The organism is Sphingomonas echinoides ATCC 14820 (assembly GCF_000241465.1).
GTDB classification, from domain to species: domain Bacteria; phylum Pseudomonadota; class Alphaproteobacteria; order Sphingomonadales; family Sphingomonadaceae; genus Sphingomonas; species Sphingomonas echinoides.
The window spans coordinates 2,815,266-2,835,874 of the sequence record NZ_JH584235.1 but is presented as its reverse complement, the minus strand read 5'-3'; the positions used below and the strand labels follow the sequence as shown (position 1 = coordinate 2,835,874).

21 protein-coding genes are annotated in these 20,609 nt (G+C 65.7%); 7 read left to right on the top strand and 14 right to left on the bottom strand.

What is annotated here, in order from left to right:
* Positions 1-57: 57 nt before the first annotated feature.
* From ftsH to ruvB, 6 genes are all read right to left on the bottom strand, one after another.
* Positions 58-2,022, bottom strand: a complete 1,965-nt coding sequence (gene ftsH / locus ON00_RS13295; RefSeq protein WP_010406494.1) for an ATP-dependent zinc metalloprotease FtsH — start codon at positions 2,020-2,022, stop codon at positions 58-60.
* A gap of 81 nt (positions 2,023-2,103) precedes the next feature.
* Positions 2,104-3,102, bottom strand: coding sequence for a tRNA lysidine(34) synthetase TilS (gene tilS, locus ON00_RS13290; RefSeq protein ID WP_010406493.1), 999 nt, complete (start codon positions 3,100-3,102; stop codon positions 2,104-2,106).
* Positions 3,103-3,109: 7 nt separating this feature from the next.
* Positions 3,110-4,111, bottom strand: coding sequence for a tetratricopeptide repeat protein (locus tag ON00_RS13285; protein ID WP_010406492.1), 1,002 nt, complete (start codon positions 4,109-4,111; stop codon positions 3,110-3,112).
* 58 nt (positions 4,112-4,169) lie between these two features.
* Positions 4,170-5,147: a helix-turn-helix domain-containing protein gene (locus tag ON00_RS13280; RefSeq protein ID WP_010406490.1), complete on the bottom strand. Its 978-nt coding sequence runs from the start codon at positions 5,145-5,147 to the stop codon at positions 4,170-4,172.
* Positions 5,148-5,256: 109 nt separating this feature from the next.
* Complete coding sequence (ptsP, locus tag ON00_RS13275) at positions 5,257-7,524, bottom strand: phosphoenolpyruvate--protein phosphotransferase (RefSeq protein WP_010406487.1); 2,268 nt, start codon at positions 7,522-7,524, stop codon at positions 5,257-5,259.
* A gap of 165 nt (positions 7,525-7,689) precedes the next feature.
* The gene (ruvB, locus tag ON00_RS13270) at positions 7,690-8,712 is read right to left on the bottom strand and encodes a Holliday junction branch migration DNA helicase RuvB (protein ID WP_010406486.1); all 1,023 of its coding nucleotides are present in this window, start codon (positions 8,710-8,712) and stop codon (positions 7,690-7,692) included.
* A gap of 59 nt (positions 8,713-8,771) precedes the next feature.
* Here ruvB and ON00_RS13265 point away from each other — a divergent pair, with 59 nt between their 5' ends.
* Positions 8,772-9,674: a 2-hydroxyacid dehydrogenase gene (locus ON00_RS13265; protein ID WP_010406484.1), complete on the top strand. Its 903-nt coding sequence runs from the start codon at positions 8,772-8,774 to the stop codon at positions 9,672-9,674.
* A 19-nt stretch (positions 9,675-9,693) separates the two neighbouring features.
* Here the strand turns inward: ON00_RS13265 and ruvA are convergent, their stop codons facing one another.
* The 3 genes from ruvA to ON00_RS13250 all read right to left on the bottom strand — a co-directional run bounded on the left by ruvA (position 9,694) and on the right by ON00_RS13250 (position 12,116).
* Positions 9,694-10,287, bottom strand: a complete 594-nt coding sequence (gene ruvA, locus ON00_RS13260) for a Holliday junction branch migration protein RuvA (protein ID WP_010406482.1) — start codon at positions 10,285-10,287, stop codon at positions 9,694-9,696.
* 220 nt (positions 10,288-10,507) lie between these two features.
* Positions 10,508-10,993: a crossover junction endodeoxyribonuclease RuvC gene (gene ruvC, locus ON00_RS13255; protein WP_010406480.1), complete on the bottom strand. Its 486-nt coding sequence runs from the start codon at positions 10,991-10,993 to the stop codon at positions 10,508-10,510.
* A 379-nt stretch (positions 10,994-11,372) separates the two neighbouring features.
* Positions 11,373-12,116 carry a YebC/PmpR family DNA-binding transcriptional regulator gene (locus ON00_RS13250; RefSeq protein WP_010406479.1) on the bottom strand — a complete coding sequence of 248 codons (744 nt, stop codon included), beginning with the start codon at positions 12,114-12,116 and terminating at the stop codon, positions 11,373-11,375.
* Between the two features lie 92 nt (positions 12,117-12,208).
* On the opposite strand from ON00_RS13250, the gene ON00_RS13245 reads away from it, so the two are divergent.
* A complete protein-coding gene (locus tag ON00_RS13245) occupies positions 12,209-12,838 on the top strand; it encodes a hypothetical protein (RefSeq protein ID WP_010406478.1) in 630 nt (209 codons plus the stop codon).
* Between the two features lie 2 nt (positions 12,839-12,840).
* On the opposite strand, the gene ON00_RS13240 is transcribed toward ON00_RS13245, so the two are convergent.
* Both ON00_RS13240 and ON00_RS13235 read right to left on the bottom strand, forming a co-directional pair.
* On the bottom strand, positions 12,841-13,080 hold the full coding sequence (locus ON00_RS13240) for a DUF2312 domain-containing protein (protein WP_010406477.1): 240 nt from the start codon (positions 13,078-13,080) through the stop codon (positions 12,841-12,843).
* 63 nt (positions 13,081-13,143) lie between these two features.
* Positions 13,144-13,437 carry a DUF1244 domain-containing protein gene (locus ON00_RS13235; protein ID WP_010406475.1) on the bottom strand — a complete coding sequence of 98 codons (294 nt, stop codon included), beginning with the start codon at positions 13,435-13,437 and terminating at the stop codon, positions 13,144-13,146.
* An 83-nt stretch (positions 13,438-13,520) separates the two neighbouring features.
* On the opposite strand from ON00_RS13235, the gene pyk reads away from it, so the two are divergent.
* Complete coding sequence (gene pyk / locus ON00_RS13230; RefSeq protein WP_010406474.1) at positions 13,521-14,975, top strand: pyruvate kinase; 1,455 nt, start codon at positions 13,521-13,523, stop codon at positions 14,973-14,975.
* A 66-nt stretch (positions 14,976-15,041) separates the two neighbouring features.
* Here the strand turns inward: pyk and ON00_RS13225 are convergent, their stop codons facing one another.
* A complete protein-coding gene (locus tag ON00_RS13225) occupies positions 15,042-15,659 on the bottom strand; it encodes an HAD family hydrolase (RefSeq protein WP_010406473.1) in 618 nt (205 codons plus the stop codon).
* A gap of 9 nt (positions 15,660-15,668) precedes the next feature.
* A complete protein-coding gene (gene ykgO / locus ON00_RS13220) occupies positions 15,669-15,794 on the bottom strand; it encodes a type B 50S ribosomal protein L36 (protein WP_004210176.1) in 126 nt (41 codons plus the stop codon).
* 190 nt (positions 15,795-15,984) lie between these two features.
* Between ykgO and ON00_RS13215 the strand changes: the two genes are divergently transcribed.
* The 3 genes from ON00_RS13215 to ON00_RS13205 all read left to right on the top strand — a co-directional run bounded on the left by ON00_RS13215 (position 15,985) and on the right by ON00_RS13205 (position 18,786).
* Complete coding sequence (locus ON00_RS13215; RefSeq protein ID WP_040601662.1) at positions 15,985-16,608, top strand: DUF4136 domain-containing protein; 624 nt, start codon at positions 15,985-15,987, stop codon at positions 16,606-16,608.
* Positions 16,605-17,723, top strand: a complete 1,119-nt coding sequence (locus ON00_RS13210) for a M14 family metallopeptidase (RefSeq protein ID WP_010406471.1) — start codon at positions 16,605-16,607, stop codon at positions 17,721-17,723. Before ON00_RS13215 ends, ON00_RS13210 begins: the two co-directional genes overlap by 4 nt.
* 394 nt (positions 17,724-18,117) lie before the next feature.
* Complete coding sequence (locus tag ON00_RS13205) at positions 18,118-18,786, top strand: hypothetical protein (protein WP_010406470.1); 669 nt, start codon at positions 18,118-18,120, stop codon at positions 18,784-18,786.
* A 63-nt stretch (positions 18,787-18,849) separates the two neighbouring features.
* Here ON00_RS13205 and ON00_RS13200 read toward each other — a convergent pair whose 3' ends face one another.
* Positions 18,850-19,680, bottom strand: a complete 831-nt coding sequence (locus ON00_RS13200) for a 23S rRNA (adenine(2030)-N(6))-methyltransferase RlmJ (RefSeq protein ID WP_010406469.1) — start codon at positions 19,678-19,680, stop codon at positions 18,850-18,852.
* A gap of 225 nt (positions 19,681-19,905) precedes the next feature.
* Between ON00_RS13200 and gpmA the strand changes: the two genes are divergently transcribed.
* Entirely contained in the window at positions 19,906-20,592 is a 687-nt protein-coding gene (gene gpmA, locus ON00_RS13195) for a 2,3-diphosphoglycerate-dependent phosphoglycerate mutase (RefSeq protein ID WP_010406468.1), read from the top strand.
* The last annotated feature ends 17 nt before the right edge of the window (positions 20,593-20,609 follow it).

Below are 20,609 nucleotides of genomic sequence, written 5' to 3'. Positions count from 1 at the left end.
AAAAGGCCGCGTCCGATATGTCGGACGCGGCCTTTTCTTGCCTCGGAGAGCGGAACGTCAGGCCCCGGCGGGTGCCGGGTTACCGAAGCCGCTGCCGCCCTTGGGCTTGCGCGTCTTGGGGATCGACGTGCCCGCCCCCGGCACCGATGGCGATTTGGGGCCATCGTCGCGGCTGATGCTGCCCTCGGCGACGAGCTTCAGGATTTCGTCACCCGACAGCGTCTCATATTCGAGCAAGGCACCGGCCAGCAAGTGCAGCTGGTCGATATGCTCGGTCAGGAGATGCTTGGCGCGGTCGAGCCCGCCCTGGACGATCGCCTTGATCTCATCGTCAATCAGTTGCGCGGTCTGGTTGGACATGCGCACCGGCTGCGAATTCGAATAGCCAAGGAAGGATTCGCCTTCGGGCTGGGCATATTCGACCGGGCCGACCTTATCGGACATGCCCCATTTGGTGACCATGTCGCGCGCCAGGCCGGTGGCATATTGAATGTCCGACGACGCGCCCGACGACACTTTGTCATAGCCGAAGATCACTTCCTCGGCGACGCGCCCGCCCATCGACACCGCAAGGTTCGCGTACATCTTGTCACGGTGATAGCTGTACGAATCGCGCTCCGGCAGGCGCATCACCATGCCCAGCGCGCGACCGCGCGGGATGATCGTCGCCTTGTGGATCGGATCAGATGCCGCTTCGTGGATCGAGACGATCGCATGGCCGGCCTCGTGATAGGCGGTCATGCGCTTTTCTTCGTCGGTCATCACCATCGAGCGCCGTTCGGCGCCCATCATCACCTTGTCCTTGGCTTCCTCAAACTCGCTCATCGCGACCAGCCGCTTGCCCTTGCGCGCCGCCAGCAGAGCAGCCTCATTGACCAGATTGGCGAGATCGGCACCCGAGAAGCCGGGCGTACCGCGCGCGATGACGCGCGCATCGACGTCTGGGGCCAGCGGCACCTTCTTCATATGCACTTCGAGGATCTTCACGCGGCCTTCAATGTCGGGCCGGGGCACGACGACCTGGCGATCGAACCGGCCCGGACGTAGCAAGGCTGGGTCGAGCACGTCCGGTCGGTTGGTGGCGGCAATGATGATAATGCCCTCGTTCGCCTCGAAACCGTCCATCTCGACCAGCAACTGGTTGAGCGTCTGTTCGCGCTCGTCATTGCCATTGCCGAGGCCAGCACCACGATGGCGGCCGACCGCGTCGATTTCGTCGATGAAGACGATGCACGGGGCGGACTTCTTGGCCTGTTCGAACATGTCGCGCACACGGCTGGCACCGACGCCAACGAACATCTCGACGAAATCCGAGCCCGAAATGGTGAAGAACGGCACGCCCGCCTCACCAGCAATCGCGCGGGCCAGCAGCGTCTTGCCGGTGCCAGGCGAGCCGACCAGCAGCGCGCCCTTGGGGATCTTGCCGCCAAGGCGCGCAAACTTGGTCGGGTCCTTGAGGAACTCGACGATCTCCTGCAATTCCTCGCGCGCTTCGTCGATGCCGGCGACATCATCGAAGGTTACGCGGCCTTCCTTCTGCGTCAGCATCTTGGCGCGGCTCTTGCCGAAGCCCATCGCGCCCGAGCCAGTATTCTTCTGCATCTGGCGCAGCACGAAATAGCCAAGACCGAGGAACAGGAAGAAGGGCAGCGAATTGACCAGCAGGATCTGCCAGATCGGCGCGCCCTCTTCGGGCTTGGCGCTGATCACCACGCCCTTTTCGCGCAGTCGATCGGTCAGGCGCGGGTCCTGCGGCGCGAAGGTGCGGAATTTGGTGGTGTCGTTATACGTGCCCGTGACGACTTCGCCGGCGATGTTCACATCATGCACGGCACCGCTCTCGACCTTGTCGAGGAAGGCCGAATAGGGGATCTGCGCGGCGGCCGCGCCGGGCTCGCGATTGCCGATCAGCGCGACGAACAGTGCCAGCGCGACGAGGATGCCAACCCAGATGAGCAGCGACTTCATCCACGGGTTGGGCCCGCCAGTGTCGGAGCCGGGCTGCTTGTCGTTGTCGTTCATGCGGAAACGTACCTTTCTCGATCTCTCAAGATAGGCGCGTGCGGATTAATGGCAATGGAATGTGCCAAGCAAATTCGTCGATCAGAGCGAGCGACGCGGTGGTTGTGGGGCAAAACGCCACACTTTTCCCCGCACCGACACCATGATTCCGCCCTGAGTCGCGGTCGTGCCCGCCAAGAGCGCGTCCAGCAGCGGTTCGATATTGGTCGAGTCGTCGAAAATTGGACGGAGGATACCATTGGCCGCACGCACCGAATGGATCGCGGAACGGCACATCCGGCGTTGCACCTCACGCGGCAGATCGGACAAATCGAGCCAGCTTTGCAGGTCAGGATCGTCAATCCGTTCGGGCGTGACCTTGCGCGTCGTCCATAGCCACGCCTCGATCTCGCGCAGCGTCGCATCCGCCTCGGCGACATACGCCGCCGCGCGTGCGAGCTGCGCGGCATCAAGCCACGGCGTGTCCCGCAGCAGCGCGCGAAACCGCGTGCGGTCATAATGCGGGTCGGCATTGCTGGGGTCATCGACGAAGGGCACCGCCGCCGCCACCGCCAACGCCCGCAACTCGGATACGCGCCAGCCGAGCAAGGGGCGAACAAGGTCGATTGCGCGGCGGTGTCGGGCTCGGATGCCCGCCAGCCCGGCGACACCCGACCCGCGTGCCGCGCGCATCAGGAAGGTTTCGGCCTGATCGTCGGCATGGTGCGCAGTGGCAAGGCAGCGCGCGCCGATCTCAACCGCCCAGCGTACCAGCAAATCATAGCGTACCGCCCGCGCGCGCGCCTGTACCGACGCGCTGCCAATCGGCTCTGCCACCACCAGCGTGGTGTGCGGCACGCCAGCGTCGACACACCAATCGGCAACCATCCGCGCCTCCGCAGCAGCGGCGGCGCGCAAGCAGTGATCGACCGTGGCGGCATGGACTTGCCCCGGAAAGGCCGCCGCGGCGAGCGCGAGCATCGCCATGCTGTCGGGCCCGCCCGACACCGCCAGCGCGATCGGCGCATCGGGCGGGACCACACCGCCCAGCACCTGCGCAAGATCACCGCCGAACCGCTCGACCGCTGCCCGGTCGAGCATGCTCATCTCACGAACAATTGGCCGCCGCGCGGCCCTTGGCGACGCCGGCCTTCATCTTGGGGTCGGCATCGACCTTGGCACCGTAAGTCCGCGTAAGCTCGGTATAGACCTTGCACACTTGTGCGGCGGGCTTGTCCAGTTTCACCAATGCCTGGGCCAGATAATAAAGGCTTTCGGGCGCGCGGTCGCCATCGGGCCACTTCTTGTAATTGTCGTAAAAGGCAAGGCTGGCGAGCGACGGCTTGCCATCTTCCAGATACGACCGGCCCAGCAGATTCTGCGCATAGCTCGCGCGCTTGTGGGTCGGGAATTTGGTGGTGACGATGGTGAACTGCGCCTCGGCCTCGGGGTAGAGCTTGGCCGCCCACAGCCGATAGCCGTAGAGATAAGTGTCTTCGGCAGCGTCCCCCGTGTCCGGCCGATCGATCGCGGCGAGCTTCGCCCCGCGTTCGGGGTCCTTCGCTGCAACGGTCCGCACGACCGGCGGCGGAGTCACGCCGCCCTTGGTCGGGGCTGGCCTGGCCGCCGTCGGTTTGTCGGAGGGCCGGTCCGCTGCGGGGCGTACCGGAGTGGGGCGATCGTCCGCACCGGGCGACTGGATCGGTGCGGGCTCTGCTGCGGCCGCCGCTGCGGCAGCCGCAGCCGCTGCATTGGCTTCGAGCGTCTTCAGTCGCCCCTCGACCAGTTGCAGGCGATGCTGATTGGTCTCGATCTGTGCGGTCATGCCGCGCAACTGCGTTTCCAGCGAATCGACGCGCGCGGTCAGGTCCGCGACCGGGCTGGTGGGCGAGCCCGACAGGATCGTGTCCGGGTTGGTGGGCTGGTTCTCGGGCTGGACATATTGCCCGCTTCCGCCCGGAAACACCTTGCGCTGCACCGCGCGCATCTCGCCTTCGAGCCGGTCCACCCGACCCTCAATTGCAGCGCCGGTCGTGCGCTGGGCAAACGCGGGTTGGGGGGCCAGGGCTGTTCCAGCCACGACCAGTGCAGAGATCAGATAAGTGCGCATTCGACACCCCCCGGTGTAAATAAAAATCGCGCAACGAACATCGCCATTGCGCAGACGATCATGGTTTCGGCGTCGCGCCCGGCGTGGGCCCAGTCGGCTCCGGGGCGACGGGAGCGGGTGCAGCGATATTGAGCGGCGGCTCGACCGAGGCCGAACCCGCGCGATCGCGATGCGCGGCGGGGCTTGCCGTGCTCCGCGACGCCGCACGCGTTGGCGCGGGGGGCGTCGGGGATGCCGCCACACCCTGATCAGGCTGTGCCGCGCCGCGCGCACCGAGCGTCGCCGCGTCGATCGGGACGTCCTTGATCGCAACCTTGCCATCGCCAAGCGGCGCGACCTGCGTTCCGCCCACCGTCACCTGCAATTTATCGGGCCGCCCGACATTGATCATCGGGCCGACAGCATCGCCGGGCACCGCATAGGTATCCCCGGCCTTCATCGTGCCGATGAACAAGGTCTTTCCGGCCTTGTCATACACTTTCAGCCAGACTTCGTCGGTCGCGGTCAGCACCACTGCGCCCGTCGGTGCGGCAGCGGCGGGCGTTGCCGCCGGCGCAGTCGCAACCGCCGCGCTTGGTTCCGCAGCGGGCGCTGGCAGAACGCTCTCCTCACCGTGAAACAGGTTGGTGCCGTAAAACACCCCGACCCCAACCAGCAGCACGATCGCCACCAACAAGGTCGCGATGGCCAGTCCCCGCGTGGGCACGCGCGAGGGCTCGTCGATCTTATAGGCTTCATATTCGGTGCGGCGCACCGCATTGGGCTGATCGCTGGCACCGCGCACCTCGCGCGCGATCGCAACTTCGTCGATCCCGACCGCGCGGGCATAGGCCTTGGCGAAACCGACCGAATAGGTGATCGAGGGCAAGGTCGCATAATTGCCGAGTTCGATCGCCTCGAGCTGGCGCACCGGCACGCGCGTCCGCGCCGCGATCTCGGCGAGGGACAGGCCCTGCGCCTCGCGCGCTTCGCGCAGCTTTTCCCCGGCAGTCTTGGGGAAGAGCGTCGCCTCTTCGGACGGTAACGGATCGGTCATGCGTCTCTCCGGCAGGATGGGTGCGGCCCAATCTCTGTCCTGCCCTGCAATCGTGTCTCACAAAGGGGGGCAGACAAGTCAACGCCCTGTCGCATCCTCCATCGCCCGATCACGCCAGTTCAACGCCGTTTTCGGTCGCCCAGGCCAAAAGCGCGCCGCGCATATCGCGCGGAGGGGCCTTGAGCAGCGCCACCATATGCGCCGTCAACGCCGCGCGATCGAGCGAGCGCACCATCGCCTTGATCGGCCCGACCGCTGCCGGGGTGATCGACAGGCGGTCGATGCCGAGCCCGATCAGCGCCATCGCCTCGAGCGGACGGCCGCCCATCTCGCCACAGACCGTCAATTGCACGCCCGCTGCCCGCGTTGGCTCGACCAGCTTGAGCAGGAAGCGCAGGATCGCGGCGCTCAGCCAGTCATAACGTTCGGCGAGCTTTGGGTTGGCGCGATCGGCGGCGAACAGGAATTGCGTCAGATCATTGGTGCCGACCGACAGGAAAGAGATGTTGGGCAGCAGCAAATCGAGCTGTTCGGCGAGCGCCGGCACTTCCAGCATCGCGCCATAGCGGATCTCGGTCGGCAGCTTTTTGCCGCGCGCACCCAGCCAGTCGCGCTGCGCCTCGAACAAAGCGCGCGCCTCGTCAAACTCCCACGGTTCGCTAACCATAGGGAACATCACGTTGAGCGTGCGCCCGGCAGCAGCCTCCAGCAGCGCGCGCGCCTGGACCTTCATCAACCCGCCACGCTCCAGCGCGAGGCGCAGCGCGCGCCAGCCCATCGCCGGATTCTCCTCGTCGGCATCTTCCTTGTTGAGATAGGGCAGCGCCTTGTCGCCGCCGATATCGACCGTGCGGAACACCACCGGGCGATCCCCCGCGGCATCGAGCACGTCGCGGTACAGCCGCTGCTGGCGCTCGCGCGAGGGCAAGGTGGCGGAGACGAGGAACTGGAATTCGGTACGGAACAGGCCGATGCCGTCGGCACCGGTCACGTCGAGCGCCGACACGTCATCGCGCAAGCCCGCATTGACCATCACCGTCAGCCGGTGGCCGTCCTTGGTGACCGGTGCCTCGGTCTTGAGCGCAGCGAACACCGCGCGGCGCTTCTGGCGCAGCTCGAGCGCGGTCTCGAACGCTTCCTCCATCGCCGCCGAGGGGCGCGCGAACACATTGCCCGCGGTCACATCGAGCAGCAGCAGGTCGCCCTCGCCGATCAGCCGCCGCACGTCGCGCACGCGGCCGAGCACGGGCACGCCCATCGCGCGGGCGACGATCGTGACATGCGCGGTGAGCGAGCCTTCTTCGAGCAGCACGCCCTTCAAGCGCCGCCGGTCATATTCGAGCAGTTCGGCCGGCCCCAGATTGCGCGCGATCAGGATCGTATCCTGCCGCAAGCCCATTTGCGCGGCGGTGCCCATTTGCCCCGACACGATGCGCAACAGCCGGTTCGACAGATCCTCAAGATCGTGCATCCGGTCTGCGAGCAAGGGATCGTCGATCTGGCGCATCCGCATCCGCGTGCGCTGCTGCACGCGCTCGATCGCCGCTTCCGCGGTCAGCCCGGAATCGATCGCTTCGTTGATGCGCCGCGCCCAGCCTTCGTCATAGGCGAACATCTTATAGGTCTCGAGCACCTCTTCATGCTCGCCGCCGACGCCGAATTCGGCTTGCGCGGCGATGCGCTCGATTTGCTCGCGCATCTTGTCGAACGCGGCATAGACGCGGTGGCGCTCGACCTCGGTATCCTCGGCGACGATATGTTCGACATGGACGCGCGGCTGGTGGAACACGGCATAGCCGCTCGCCATGCCGTCGACGAGCTTGAGCCCCGCGATGCGCATCGGCGCGGTGGATTGCGGGCGTGTCGTCGCGGCACCGCTCGCATCGACCAGTTCGGCATTGGCGATGAGTTCGCTCAGCACCATCGCCACGGTCTGCAGGGCCTCGATCTCGACCTCGTCATATTTGCGCGGGTCGACATGCTGGACCGACAGCACCCCCACCGCGCGTTCACGCCGGATGATCGGCACGCCGGCGAAGCTGCGGAAGCGCTCCTCGCCGGTTTCGGGGTTGTGGACGAAATCGGGATGGCTCGCCGCTTCGTCGAGATTGAGCATCTCGACGGTCTGCGCGATCGTGCCGACCAGGCCTTCGCCGAGCGCCAGCTTGGTGACATGCACCGCCTCCTGCGCCAGCCCGCGCGTGGCATAGAGTTCGAGTACGCCCTCGCGCAGCAGGTAGATCGAGCAGACCTCGCTCACCATCGCCTCGCCGACGATATTGACCACTGCATTGAGCTTGGCCTGCGCAGGCGTGCGCGACGCCATCACGTCGTGCAGACGGCGGAGGATTTCGCGGGCGGAGGCGGCGGCTGTCATACAGCGGGGCTAACAGATTGTTGCCGGGCTTGGCTATCGTGCGGCGCACAAGATTTGCTTGGGTGCGCTTTCTTATTCCCCTCCCGCTTGCGGGAGGGGTTGGAAGCGGCCGCAGCGGTTCCGCACGGCCCTCCCCCAGCCCCTCCCACAAGTGGGAGGGGAGCGCTAAACATCAAACAAACTTTCCTGCGCGCCTTCGGGTGGGGTTAGGCCGAGATGCTTCCACCCGCCTGCATTGAGGCAGCGCCCGCGCGCGGTGCGCGCGATCAGCCCGAGTTGGATGAGATAGGGCTCGATCACTTCCTCGACCGTGTCACGCGGCTCGCTTAAGCCCGCCGCGAGCGTCTCCACGCCGACCGGGCCGCCGCGGTAAATGTCGGCGATCATCATCAGATAGCGCCGGTCCATCGCATCGAGCCCGAGCCGGTCAACCTCCAGCCGATTGAGTGCGGCATCGGCGGCGCGCGCATCGACTTGGATCTGCCCCGCCGCATGCGCAAAATCGCGCACCCGCCGCAGCAACCGCCCGGCGATGCGCGGCGTGCCGCGCGAACGCCGCGCCACCTCGGTCGCGCCATCGGGCGAAATCGCAAGACCGAGCAGCCCCGCCGCGCGCGTGACCACGCTGGTCAATTCCTCGACCGTATAGAAAGACAGCCGCACCGGAATGCCGAAGCGATCGCGCAAGGGTGTCGTGAGCAAGCCCTGCCGCGTCGTCGCGCCGATCAGCGTGAAGCGCGGCAAATCGATCCGCACCGAGCGCGCGCTTGGCCCCTCGCCGATCATGAGATCGAGCGCGCGGTCCTCCATTGCGGGATAGAGCACCTCCTCAACCGCCGGTTGCAGCCGGTGGATCTCGTCGATGAACAGCACGTCGCCATCTTCGAGATTGGTGAGCAAAGCGGCGAGATCGCCCGATTTGGCGATGACCGGGCCGGACGTGGCGCGGAAGCCGACGCCCATTTCGCGCGCGACGATCTGCGCCAGCGTGGTCTTGCCCAGGCCCGGCGGACCGAAGAACAGCACATGATCGAGCGCATCGCCGCGCGCGCGCGCCGCACTGATGAAGATCCGCAGATTCTCGCGCGCCGCCTTCTGCCCGACGAAATCATCGAGCGACTTCGGGCGCAGCGCGGCGTCGACGTCCTCGGCGGTGCGGGCCGGGGTGAGGAGGCGGTCGTCGGTCATGATGGGGCGATAGCGCGCGGTGGCTGGGCGCGGCAAGGCACAGCGGCTAAGGGAGCGACATGACTGCCCTGCCCGATCTGTTCGTCGCCTCGCCGCTGGCACCCAGCCTGATCGCCGCGCTGGAGGCGCGCTTCACGCTGCACCGCGATGCGCCGCCGGTTACGACGCGCGCGATCGTCGGTGGCGGGATGACGCGGCTCGACGCTGCGATGATCGCCACGTTGCCCGCACTCGAAATCGTCGCGATCCACGGTGTCGGGCATGATCGCATCGATCTGGCGGCGGCCAAGGCGCGCGGCGTGCGCGTGACCACCACGCCCGACGTGCTGACCGAGGATGTCGCCGATCTCGCCATCGCCTTGTGGCTGGCGGTCGAGCGGCGGGTGGCCGCCAACGATGCGGTGGTGCGCGGCGGCGGCTGGGGCGTGCCGCTCGGCCGGCGCGCAAGCGGGCGCACGATCGGCATCTTCGGGCTGGGCAAGATCGGCCAGGCGATCGCGCGGCGGGCCGCGCCGTTCGGAGGCGAAATTCTTTATACCGCGCGCCACGCCAAGCCGGAGCTGCCGTGGCGTTTCGTGCCCGACATCGCCGCGCTGGCCGAGGCGAGCGACGTGCTGATCCTCGCCGCGCCCGGCGGGGCCGCGACGGAGAGCAGTGTCGATGCGGGGGTGCTCGAACGGCTGGGGCGCGGTGGCGTTTTGATCAATATCGCGCGCGGCAGTCTGGTGGACGAAGCCGCGCTGATCGTTGCGCTGGAGCAGGGCGTGATCGCCGGCGCGGGCCTGGACGTGTTCGCCGACGAACCACGGGTGCCGGATACGCTGAAAGCGATGCCGCAGGTCGTGCTCGCCCCGCATCAGGGCAGCGCCACGATCGAGGCGCGCGCGGCGATGGAGGCGCTGGTGCTGGCCAATCTCGACGCGCACTTTGCGGGCAAGGCCTTGCCGACGGCGATCGTGTAGCGCCCGCACCGGCGGCTGGTCACTTCGCCGCCTTGCGCAGGGCGAGGCGCACCAGCGCGTCAAGTGTGGCGCCGCCGCCCAGTTCCTCCTCCGCCGCCGCGACCGCGCCGCTGGCTTCGGCGGGACGGAAGCCGAGGTTGAGCAGCGCCGACACCGCATCCCCGCCCGCGCCGACCGGGGCCACCGTTACGCCCGCGCTGCCGATGGCGACGCCGCCGATCTTGTCCTTCAATTCGCGCACGATGCGTTCGGCGAGTTTTGGCCCCACGCCATTGGCGCGGGCGACCATCGCCTTGTCCTGCGCCGCGATCGCGCGCGACAGGTCGGCGGGGTCGAGCGCCGACAGGATCGCCAGCGCGACGCGTGCGCCCACCCCCTGCACGCCGGTGAGCAAGCGGAACCAGTCGCGCTCCGAAGCGGTCGCGAAGCCGACCAGGCGGATGAAATCCTCGGCGACCAGCATCTCGGTATGCAGCATCACCGCCTCGCCGACCGGGCCGATCGCGGCGAGCGTGCGCGACGAGCAGCCGACGAGATAGCCGACGCCGCCGACATCGACCACTGCATGATCGAGCCCGGTCGCATCGAGGCGGCCCTTCAAATGCGCGATCATCGCGACCGCCCATTCCTGGCATGGGCGGTGCCAGAATCGCCGCGGAAGTCCACAAAGTCCACACTACGTCCCTGCTCTTTTGCCCCCCTGCACGCTTTTGCAGGGCAGGCGGCGGACGGCGACCGGGCGGGTGCGGAGCGGGAGGCGAAAGGAACGGGCACGCGTGGTACGTAACCGGAACAGGACGGGGTAGGAAAGCGAAATCGGGCGCCACGCGCAATCAGGGGATGCGCCGTGCGCTCGCCAGATGGTGGGCGTGGCAGATCGCCACCGCCAGCGCGTCCGCCGCATCGGGGCCGTCGATCTTTACGCCCGGCAGCAAGCGGCTGACCATCGCATGGACCTGCGTCTTTTCAGCGCCGCCGACGCCGACCACCGCCTTCTTGATGAGCCGCGTGGCATATTCGCCGACATCGAGCCCGGCGCGCGCGCCCGCGCACAGCACCACGCCGCGCGCTTGCCCCAGCTTCAGCGTCGATTGCGGGTTGGCGTTGACGAACACTTCCTCGACCGCGCACGCATCGGGCGCGTGATCGATCAGCAGCGCGCTCAACATCGCGTCGAGATGCGCGAGGCGGCGCGGAAGCGGCGCGGCGGTATCGGTCTTGAGCTTGCCATTGGCGACATGGCTGAGCCGGTTGCCCTCCGCGCGGATCAGGCCCCAGCCGGTGATGCCGAGGCCTGGGTCGAGGCCGAGGATCAGCATGGTTTTGGGTCCACGCGAAGGCGCGAAGGCGCGAAGCAAGGTTTGGTTCGCGCGGAGACGCGGAGGCGCGGAGAGGGTTCACGGACCGCGCGCGCGGCGTCACCCCGGGCTTGTCCCGGGGGCCACCGATCGCCGAGACTATCGGCCACAGGATAGGTGGCGGGGTGGATGCCGGGACGAGCCCGGCATGACGTAGGGAGTGTGTCGGTCGATGCTGGGCGCATCCCCTCCGCGCCTCCGCGCCTCCGCGCGAACCGGATCCCGCTTCGCGGCTTTGCGGCTTCGCGTGAGCACAGGCTCGGCGAGAGGAGAGACCATTTCAGCACGGGAGCGACATGCCCTCCCCTAGCCCCTCCCGCAAGCGGGAGGGGAAAGACGGTCAGCCGAGTTTCTCGAGGATCGCGTCGGACACTTCGTAATTGCCCCACACGGTCTGCACGTCGTCATCGTCGTCGAGCACGTCGATCAGCTTGAACAACGTTACCGCGTCTTCCTCGCTGACTTCGACCATGGTCTGCGGCCGCCAGGCGAGCTTGGCGCCTTCGGGTTCGCCCAGCACGGGGGTGAGCGCCGTCACGACTTCGTGCAGCGATTCGTTCGAGGTCCAGATTTCATGGCCCTCCTCGCTCGACTGCACGTCCTCAGCGCCGGCCTCAAGCGCCGCTTCGAACACCTTTTCGGCATCGCCCGCACTCGCCGGATAGGAGATCAGGCCCATCCGATCGAACGCATGGCTGACCGAGCCCGATGCGCCGAGATTGCCGCCATTCTTGGCCATGCCGGTGCGCACGTTGGTCGCGGTACGGTTGCGATTGTCGGTCAAAGCCTCGATGATCAGCGAAACGCCGCCGGGGCCGAAGCCTTCGTAGCGGATTTCCTCGTAATTCTCGGTGTCGCCCTTCGACGCCTTGTCGATCGCGCGCTGGATATTATCCTTGGGCATCGACTGCGCCTTGGCGGCGTTGATCGCCATGCGCAGGCGCGGGTTCATGTCCGGATCGGGCAAGCCCATCTTGGCGGCGACGGTGATTTCGCGGCTGAGCTTGGAAAACATGCCCGAGCGCTTCTTATCCTGCGCGCCCTTGCGGTACATGATGTTCTTATATTTGGAATGGCCTGCCATTATGTCCTCGATCGCGAATGTCGCGCCATACTCGGTCGTCGTTCGGTTCGGCAACCCTTGCTATCCGCGCTGATTGGCAGTGAGATAGGAACATGCCCAACGCCAACGAGCGCAATCGTGCGATGCATCTCTTTAGGACCCTGATCGGCGATGTTATCGCAGCGCGCGAGCGCCTAGACGTCAATGACACGCAAACAGGCCGCCGAGACGTTGTGCGCGCTAGCCTAGCCGCCATAGAAGGTGAGGTTTGGCTTGCGCGCGAACACATCAGGGAAACTCTTCGAGATTTTGACGACCTGTCACCTTTGGCCGATCTAGCATTAGGCGAGAAGACATATGTAGTGACAGAAAATGGCAAAATTCTTGAACAGACAAAGAGTGTCCCTCTTCCGACTGCCATCAGATTGATTGTCGCCCAAGCTCAAATAATCTGCCCAGAACTGTCTGTAGATTTCAACACCATCGGGTGGTCAAATTTACGGGAAGCGGTTTCTATCCGGAACCGCATTACCCACCCTCGACCCGAGAGCGATTTGAACGTTAGCGATGAAGAGTTACACGCCGTCTCCTCGGGCCTATTTTGGCTTCTGGCCACGATTGAGTACATAATGGCAAGCACTAACCTGGCCTTGGTCGAGGCTCGCACGATCCTCGACCAACTCCTTGTTGGCGACGCAGATGTTCTTACTCAATATTACGCTGCGCTCAGCCGAGACAGCTAACCCTATTTCATGCCTAGAGCTTGGAGGTATGTCTCCATCATCATTTCCGCTTCGTCGCGGTGATGCTTTTCCATTTTACGCAGGCGGACGATGGCGCGGATCGTCTTGACGTCGAAGCCGGTCGATTTGGCTTCGCCGTACACGTCCTTAATGTCGTCGGCGATGCCCTTCTTTTCCTCTTCGAGGCGCTCGATGCGCTCGATCAGCAGGCGGAGTTGGTCGGCGGCGATGATGTCGCTCACGGCGTTGTTCCCTGAATGTGAATCACTGAAAGGGGCGCGCTTTAGGACAGCGCGCGCGCGGCGTCACGCATTCTTCGCGACGCTTTGGCGCATCCGCTCCAACTGCTCGGGTGTGGCCTCGCTGTGATGCGCGGCTTTCCACTGCGCATAGGGCATGCCGTAAATGATCTCGCGCGCGGCATCCTTGGTGATAGTGCCGTCGGCTTCCTCCACCCAGTCCGACAGGCAATTGCGGCAGAAGCCGGCAAGCCCCATCAAATCAATGTTTTGCGCATCCTGCCGGTGGCGCAGATGCCGCACCAGCCGCCGGAACGCCGCCGCCGCCACGGCATCATCAAGAGTCTCCAAATCGGCCATTATCGTCGCTCCACGGTTGATCGGGCGGAAATAGGGGTTAGAGCATCACGCGCACAAGCCATCCCCAGGGCGAGAATGATTTCATGACACAGGCAATAGCCCCGCGTTCGCGCAAGGTCCGCATCCTCGCGACGCTCGGTCCCGCAAGCAGCACCCCCGAAATGATCGCCACGCTGTTCGAAGCGGGCGCCGATGCGTTTCGCGTCAATATGAGCCATGGCGACCAGCAATCGAAGGTCGCGGTGATCCAGGCGATCCGCGCGCTGGAAGAAAAATACGGCCGCCCGTCGACCATCCTCGCCGATCTGCAGGGGCCAAAACTGCGCGTCGGCAAGTTTGAAGGCGGTCGAGTCACGCTGGAAAAAGGCCAGACCTTCACGCTCGACCGCGACCCCACGCCGGGCGACGCGACCCGCGTCGAACTGCCGCACAAGGAAATCTTTGCGGCGATCGAACCGGGCGCACGCCTGCTGCTCGACGACGGCAAATTGGTGCTGCGCGTGACCAGCCACGCCGCCGACACGATCGTCACCGAAGTGGTGGTCGGCGGCGCGCTGTCCAACAGCAAGGGGCTGAACGTGCCCGACGTGGTGCTGCCAATGGCGGCACTGACCGAGAAGGACCGCAGCGATCTGGCCTTCGCGGTCGACCAGGGCGTCGACTGGATCGCGCTGAGCTTCGTGCAGCGGCCCGAGGATCTGGCCGAAGCGCGCAAGCTGATCGGCGGCAAGACCGCGCTTCTCGCCAAGATCGAAAAGCCCTCCGCAATTGAGCGGCTCGAGGAAATTGTCGAGGCATGTGACGGCGTTATGGTCGCGCGCGGTGACCTTGGCGTCGAGCTTCCGCCCGAAAGCGTGCCGCCGCTGCAGAAGCGCATCATCGAGGTTTCGCGCCGTCTAGGCCGCCCGGTGGTGGTGGCGACGCAGATGCTCGAATCGATGATCACCTCGCCCTCCCCCACCCGCGCCGAAGTTTCCGACGTCGCGACCGCGATTTACGACGGGGCGGACGCGATCATGCTGTCGGCGGAGAGCGCTGCGGGGGCGTGGCCGACCGAATCGGTCGCGATGATGAACGCGATCGGCGAGGCGGTCGAGCGCGACCCGACGCATGGCGAGCGCATCCATTTCACCGTCATCCGCTCCGACCCGACCACCGCCGACGCTTTGTCGGAAGCCGCCAAGAACATCGCGCACACCGTCGATGCCGCCGCGATCATCTGCTTCACCGCCTCGGGCTCGACCGCGCGCCGCGTCGCGCGCGAACGGCCCGGCGTGCCGCTGATGGTGCTGACCCCCAACCTCGAAACCGCGCGTCGCGCCGGATTGCTGTGGGGGGCATATGCCGTCCACACCAAGGACGTCGAATCGTTCGAGGAAATGGTCGCCAAGGCCAAGCGCATGGCGCTGCGCCACGGGCTGGCGGTGGCGGGCGACCGCGTCATCATCATCGCGGGCGTGCCGTTCAAGACGCCGGGATCGACCAATGTGCTGCACGTCGTGCGGATCATCGGCGATGAATTGAAGGACTATATTTAACGTTCGACCGGTCCCCCGCGAAAGCGGGGGGCCGAGGTTACACGCGAACCGCGCGGTGCCGTGCAATCAGGCCGACAGGCCGAGCTTTGCGAGATCGGCGCGCAACGTCGCGGCATCGGTGAACAGCAAGCCGGTGATGCCGAGCGCATTGGCCGCGTCGATATTGGCGGCGCTGTCATCGATGAACACCGCATCCTCAGCCGCCACGCCGAAGCGATCGAGCGCGAGCGTGTAGATCGCCGGATCGGGCTTGATCAGCTTTTCCTCGCCCGACACGACGATGTCGCGGAAGCGGCCGAACACGTCGGGCCGGCTCGCGCGGAAGGCGGCGAAGAAATCATCGTGGAAATTGGTGATCGCGAACAGCGGTACGCCCGCTGCATCGAGCGATTCGAGAATCGCGACGACGCCGGGCACTTCGCGTTGCAGCGAATCATTGAAGCGCGGACCGTAGAGATCGATCAGCGCGGCATGCTGCGGGAAACGCGCGCGCAGCTCTGCCGACGTCTCGGCGAAGGAAACGCCGAGATCGTGCTGGGCATGCCAGTCGAGCGAGACAACATCGTCCACGAATGCACGAAGCGCCTGATCATCCTCGATCAGGCGCTCATAGATCGCGTGGCGATCCCAGTGGAACAGCACATTGCCGACATCGAAGATGACGGCGCGCGTGCCCAATCCCATGGCGGGCGATCAGCCCTGGCGTGCCTTGAAGCGACGGTTGGTCTTGTTGATGACATAGGTCCGCCCACGACGACGAATCACGCGGTTATCGCGGTGACGGCCCTTGAGCGACTTCAGGGAATTGCGGATCTTCATGATCGATTCGCTTTGCAAATTCTGGAATGTGGAAAAGAGCGGCTGCGCATATGGTCGGGATGCCCCCAAGTCAAGTATAGAGCGCGCCAGACATATGCGGGACACCCCGCCGGAACATCGATACAACGGAACACGGGGACCGGGTCGAAGCGTTACACCCCTGCAACAAGCGCGTACGAGGAAAACTGGCATGAAGCGGACTATGGGTTTGGCATTGGCGACGATGGTCGTCGGAGCGGGCGCGCTGGCAGGCTGCACGACGACCGGCAAGAGCGGGCCCGTCGAAGTGACGCGCTTCCACCTCGGCGCGCCGCTCGAAACCGGCACGCTGACGGTCGAGGCGATGCCGGGGCGCGATCAGGACAGCCTGGAATATAAGACCTATGCCGCCGCCGTCGAAACCGAGGCGCTGACCCACGGCTTCACCGTGCCCGCGACCGGGGCCGCGCCGCAATATGCCGCAGTCGTCAGCTTCACGCGTACCAACCGCCCAGCCCCCACGCCGGGTGGCAGCCGCAGCGGCGTCAGCGTCGGCCTGGGCGGTGGCGGTGGTGGCTATGGCGGTGGCGTCGGCCTGGGCGGCGCGATCTCCTTCCCGATCGGCAAGCCGCGCTATCGCACGATCGTGCTGACCGACCTCGCCGTGCAGATCCGCCGCCGCAGCGATGGCACGGTGATCTGGGAAGGCCACGCCCAGACGACCGCCGACGGTGCCGCACCCGATGCGCAGACCGGCCCGGCGGCCACGAAATTGGCGCGCGCGCTGTTCCTGGGCTTCCCCGGCGAATCCGGGCGCACTATCACGGTGAAATGAGCATCACCGTCAACGCCGCCTTTGACAGCGGAAACATCCTGGTCGCCGGCATTGACGGCGACCAGGTGAACCTCACCATCGCGCGGGATCACCTGTCCGACTTCTTCCAATGGTTCCACTTCCGCGTGGCCGGAGCCAAGGGGCGGACGCTGACCTTGCGCATCCTGAATGCCAGCGAATCGGCCTATCCGTTCGGCTGGCCGGGCTACAAGGTGCGCGCCAGCACCGACCGGCAGAACTGGCGGATGATCCCGACGCGCTATGTCGACGGCGTGCTGGAATTCGAATGGACGGGGACGAGCGAGCTGGTGTGGTTCGCGTACTTCCAGCCCTATACGCTGGAGCAGCATGACGCCCTGGTCGCGCGGATCGCGCTTCAGCCGGGCGTCACCCACCGCGAGCTCGGCCAGTCGCTCGACGGGCGCGCGATCGATTGCCTGGAGCTTGGCACCGGCCCCAAGCATGTGTGGCTCTATGCCCGCCAGCACCCCGGCGAGAGCATGGCCGAATGGTGGATGGAGGGCGCGCTGGAATGGCTGACCGACCCGGCCAACGCGACTGCGCAAGCACTGCGCGACAAGGCGACCTTCCACTGCGTGCCCAATATGAACCCCGATGGCAGCTTCCGCGGGCATTTGCGCACCAATGCGGCGGGCGTGAACCTCAACCGCGAATGGGACACGCCGACGCCTGCGCGCAGCCCCGAAGTGCTGTGTGTGCGCAGCGCGATGGACGAAACCGGCGTCGCCTTTGCGATGGACGTGCATGGCGACGAAGCGATCCCCGCCAATTTCCTGGCAGGCTTTGAGGGCATCCCTTCCTGGACCGATGCGCTGGGCGCGAAATTCTATGATTTCGGCCAGCGGCTGGCGGCGCACACGCCCGATTTCCAGACCGAGCGCGGGTACGAAAAGGCAGCCCCCGGCCGCGCGAACCTGTCCATGTCGACCAACCAATTGGCCGAGCGCTTTGGCGCGGTGTCGATGACGCTGGAAATGCCGTTCAAGGACCATGACGCCAATGCCGATGCCGAATTCGGCTGGTCGGGCGCACGGTCGAAGACCTTGGCGCATGCGTGTTTGGAGGTGTTGGCGGGGATGATTGACGGGATTTGAGCCCTCGACCTTGGCGCGTCACTCGCGAACGCAAGGGCCCAGTGGCCAGGCGTTGGGTTGGGGAGCACCTTGTTATTGTCTCCACCGCCTGCGCGTCGAGCTGACCTCGGGCGATCTGACACCGATCGGCAGGCACCGCCAGCGCCAGGTCAGATGCCTGTTCGCCGGGCTGGCCGGCCAGCGCTAGGCATGATCGTGCCATAACCGACAGCCGCTCTTTTCGCCGGACAGAGTGACCGGCGTCACGCGTCGCGTTCGATCTCCACGCGTATCGACTTGATCGAATAGTTCTGATCCTGTAAAGAATAACCAGATATTGTCTATCCCGCGACCGAGACAGAATGGTCGTGCATGAAGCACTGTGATCTCAAAACAATTTTTGGGAGAAATCCGGATGCTGCTACCGATGACTGTACCACAAGGCGGCTTCAACCAGGAGTTTCGTCAGCACCCGAGTTTTCCTGGTGGTTATATCTACAGCCATACCGGCGACAATTATCAGGCGTATATGGATCATATCTATCCGCTGTTGCCGAGCCGCGTGTCGTTCTCGACGCACGAGCTGCCCAGCGATCTGCAAAAGGACGAGCCCGGGACGAACGGCGTGCCGCAGACCGCGGTACTCTTTCCCTATCCCGGCACGCCGCCCGCCGGGTTTCCGTGGCGCTTCACGCTGCTCGCCGGGAAGCAGACGATCGATTGCCTGCTGATCGCGCGCATCCTCTGGATCCAGCCGATCCCGGCCGACGAAACCGGGGGCGACGATGCCTCGCAATCGTCGACAAGCTGGTCGCGGGGATTGATCGAGCGCCGCACCGAGACGACATTGCTGGCCGGTGGCACGCTGGTGGAGCTGGTGGGGGACGACGGCGATCGCTATGCGTTGGTCGCCAGCTTCCAGGCACCCGACACCGACGCGATGCCGCCGCCACCGCCCGGATATCATTATGAAAGCCGCCTGCTCGAGGCGGACTTCCGGCTGCTATGCCGACAGTTTGCGCATATTCTGGTCACGTCGGGATATAATTTCCAGCGCTACCTGCGCGGCCGCGCCGAGGACTGACGGCGGCGGCACTTGCAGTGCGGCCATTCCTCCATTGCAAGAAAGCGCCGCTGCGGGTTTGTTTTAACCGCCCAGCCAATCGGTGATGATCTCGCCTTGATGCCCCTCGGGTGCCAGCGCGGCGCGCAGCGCTTCCAGCAGCGGCGGCAGCGCTTGCGTGAAGGCGTAGGGCGGATTGACGATATACAGGCCCGCGCCGTTATAGATGCCGGGCTGATCGCTATCGTACAGCCAATGCTCCACCCGCAGCAGTTTCGGGATGCCGAGCTTGCGGACCTGCTCCCGCCACTGCCAATGCGTGGCGCGGTCTTTTAGCGGATACCAGATCACCGTCACGCCATGCGCCCATTTGCGGTGTGCCGCGGCGAGGGTGGCGGTGATGCGGTCGCGTTCATCGGTCTGCTCGAACGGCGGATCGACCAGCACCACGCCGCGCGCGGTGCGCGGCGGCAGCAGCGCCAGCCACAGTTCGTAGGCGTCGCGCTCATGCACCGCAGCCGAGGTGCCGCGCATCACGCCGCGCAGGGTATAGGCATCCTCGGGATGCTTTTCGTTCAGGATCAAGAAATCCTGCGGGCGCAGAAGCTGCGCCAGAATCCGGGGCGAGCCGGGGTAGAAATGCGGCTCGGCCCCGACATTCACCGCCTGCACGGCGGCGCGATAGTCGTCGAGCACGGGGTTCGCGTCGGCAAAGGCGCGCAGCACGCCCTGTAGGGCTTCGCCGGTGCGCCCGGCATCCGCGCCGCCAAGGTCGTACAGACCGCAGCCGGCATGGGTGTCGATCAGCGTCAGCGCGCCCGGTTTTTGCTGCAAGGCCCGCACCAGCGCGATCAGCAGGCTGTGCTTCACGACATCGGCGCTGTTGCCGGCATGGAAGGAATGGCGATAATTCATGGCGAGTCACAATCCCGGCGATCTGCCTTTATCCAACGTGCGGGCGCGGTGGCCGAGCGCGCGGCGATGGAAGGCCCCAATCGGGTGCGCGTAGAAAGTCGCGCGCAAACCTTCAACGCCCTTCTGCGCGGGGACATCAAACCCGGCTGTTGATCGCGCCGCCGCGAGGGGATACCCGGCGGGGCGTTGCGCCCGGCCTGATGCCGGGGAAGGAGACCGCGCCTTATGCCTAGCCTCGTCCTGATCCGCCACGGCCAGTCCGACTGGAACCTCGAAAACCGCTTCACCGGCTGGTGGGATGTCGACGTGACCGCCAAAGGCGCCGAGGAAGCGCGCGCGGCGGGGCGGTTGATGGCGGAGAAGGGGCTGGATTTCGACCTCTGCTTCACCTCGCTGCAGACGCGCGCGATCAAGACGCTCAACCTGGCGCTGGAGGAAATGCAGCGGCTGTGGCTGCCGGTGGAGAAGGACTGGCGGCTGAACGAGCGCCATTATGGTGGGCTGACGGGCCTCAACAAGGCCGAGACCGCCGCCGAATATGGCGATGCGCAAGTGCATATCTGGCGCCGCAGCTTCGACGTGCCGCCGCCGCCCATGGCGCCGGGCAGCGCCTATGACCTGTCGCAGGACCGCCGCTATGCCGGGATCGCCGTGCCCGCGACCGAGAGCCTGAAGGATACGATCGCGCGCGTGCTGCCGTATTGGGAGGGGCGGATCGCGCCGGCCTTGCGCGCCGGGCAGCGGGTGCTGATTTCGGCGCATGGCAATTCGCTGCGCGCGCTGGTGAAGCATCTGTCGGGCATTCCCGATGACGAGATCACCACGCTGGAAATCCCGACCGGGCAGCCGATCGTTTATGAACTCGACGACAGCCTCGCCGCCACCGATCGTTACTATCTGAACGAGCGGTAGCGGCGGGCCGCCCCCGG

Excerpts from the sequence above, each read along its gene's own strand:
- ftsH (WP_010406494.1), bottom strand. The coding sequence starts at position 2,022 with ATGAACGACAACGACAAGCAGCCCGGCTCCGACACTGGCGGGCCCAAC.
- tilS (WP_010406493.1), bottom strand. The coding sequence starts at position 3,102 with ATGCTCGACCGGGCAGCGGTCGAGCGGTTCGGCGGTGATCTTGCGCAG.
- ON00_RS13285 (WP_010406492.1), bottom strand. The coding sequence starts at position 4,111 with ATGCGCACTTATCTGATCTCTGCACTGGTCGTGGCTGGAACAGCCCTG.
- ON00_RS13280 (WP_010406490.1), bottom strand. The coding sequence starts at position 5,147 with ATGACCGATCCGTTACCGTCCGAAGAGGCGACGCTCTTCCCCAAGACT.
- ptsP (WP_010406487.1), bottom strand. The coding sequence starts at position 7,524 with ATGACAGCCGCCGCCTCCGCCCGCGAAATCCTCCGCCGTCTGCACGAC.
- ruvB (WP_010406486.1), bottom strand. The coding sequence starts at position 8,712 with ATGACCGACGACCGCCTCCTCACCCCGGCCCGCACCGCCGAGGACGTC.
- ON00_RS13265 (WP_010406484.1), top strand. The coding sequence starts at position 8,772 with ATGACTGCCCTGCCCGATCTGTTCGTCGCCTCGCCGCTGGCACCCAGC.
- ruvA (WP_010406482.1), bottom strand. The coding sequence starts at position 10,287 with ATGATCGCGCATTTGAAGGGCCGCCTCGATGCGACCGGGCTCGATCAT.
- ruvC (WP_010406480.1), bottom strand. The coding sequence starts at position 10,993 with ATGCTGATCCTCGGCCTCGACCCAGGCCTCGGCATCACCGGCTGGGGC.
- ON00_RS13250 (WP_010406479.1), bottom strand. The coding sequence starts at position 12,116 with ATGGCAGGCCATTCCAAATATAAGAACATCATGTACCGCAAGGGCGCG.
- ON00_RS13245 (WP_010406478.1), top strand. The coding sequence starts at position 12,209 with ATGCCCAACGCCAACGAGCGCAATCGTGCGATGCATCTCTTTAGGACC.
- ON00_RS13235 (WP_010406475.1), bottom strand. The coding sequence starts at position 13,437 with ATGGCCGATTTGGAGACTCTTGATGATGCCGTGGCGGCGGCGGCGTTC.
- pyk (WP_010406474.1), top strand. The coding sequence starts at position 13,521 with ATGACACAGGCAATAGCCCCGCGTTCGCGCAAGGTCCGCATCCTCGCG.
- ON00_RS13225 (WP_010406473.1), bottom strand. The coding sequence starts at position 15,659 with ATGGGATTGGGCACGCGCGCCGTCATCTTCGATGTCGGCAATGTGCTG.
- ykgO (WP_004210176.1), bottom strand. The coding sequence starts at position 15,794 with ATGAAGATCCGCAATTCCCTGAAGTCGCTCAAGGGCCGTCACCGCGAT.
- ON00_RS13215 (WP_040601662.1), top strand. The coding sequence starts at position 15,985 with ATGAAGCGGACTATGGGTTTGGCATTGGCGACGATGGTCGTCGGAGCG.
- ON00_RS13210 (WP_010406471.1), top strand. The coding sequence starts at position 16,605 with ATGAGCATCACCGTCAACGCCGCCTTTGACAGCGGAAACATCCTGGTC.
- ON00_RS13205 (WP_010406470.1), top strand. The coding sequence starts at position 18,118 with ATGCTGCTACCGATGACTGTACCACAAGGCGGCTTCAACCAGGAGTTT.
- ON00_RS13200 (WP_010406469.1), bottom strand. The coding sequence starts at position 19,680 with ATGAATTATCGCCATTCCTTCCATGCCGGCAACAGCGCCGATGTCGTG.
- gpmA (WP_010406468.1), top strand. The coding sequence starts at position 19,906 with ATGCCTAGCCTCGTCCTGATCCGCCACGGCCAGTCCGACTGGAACCTC.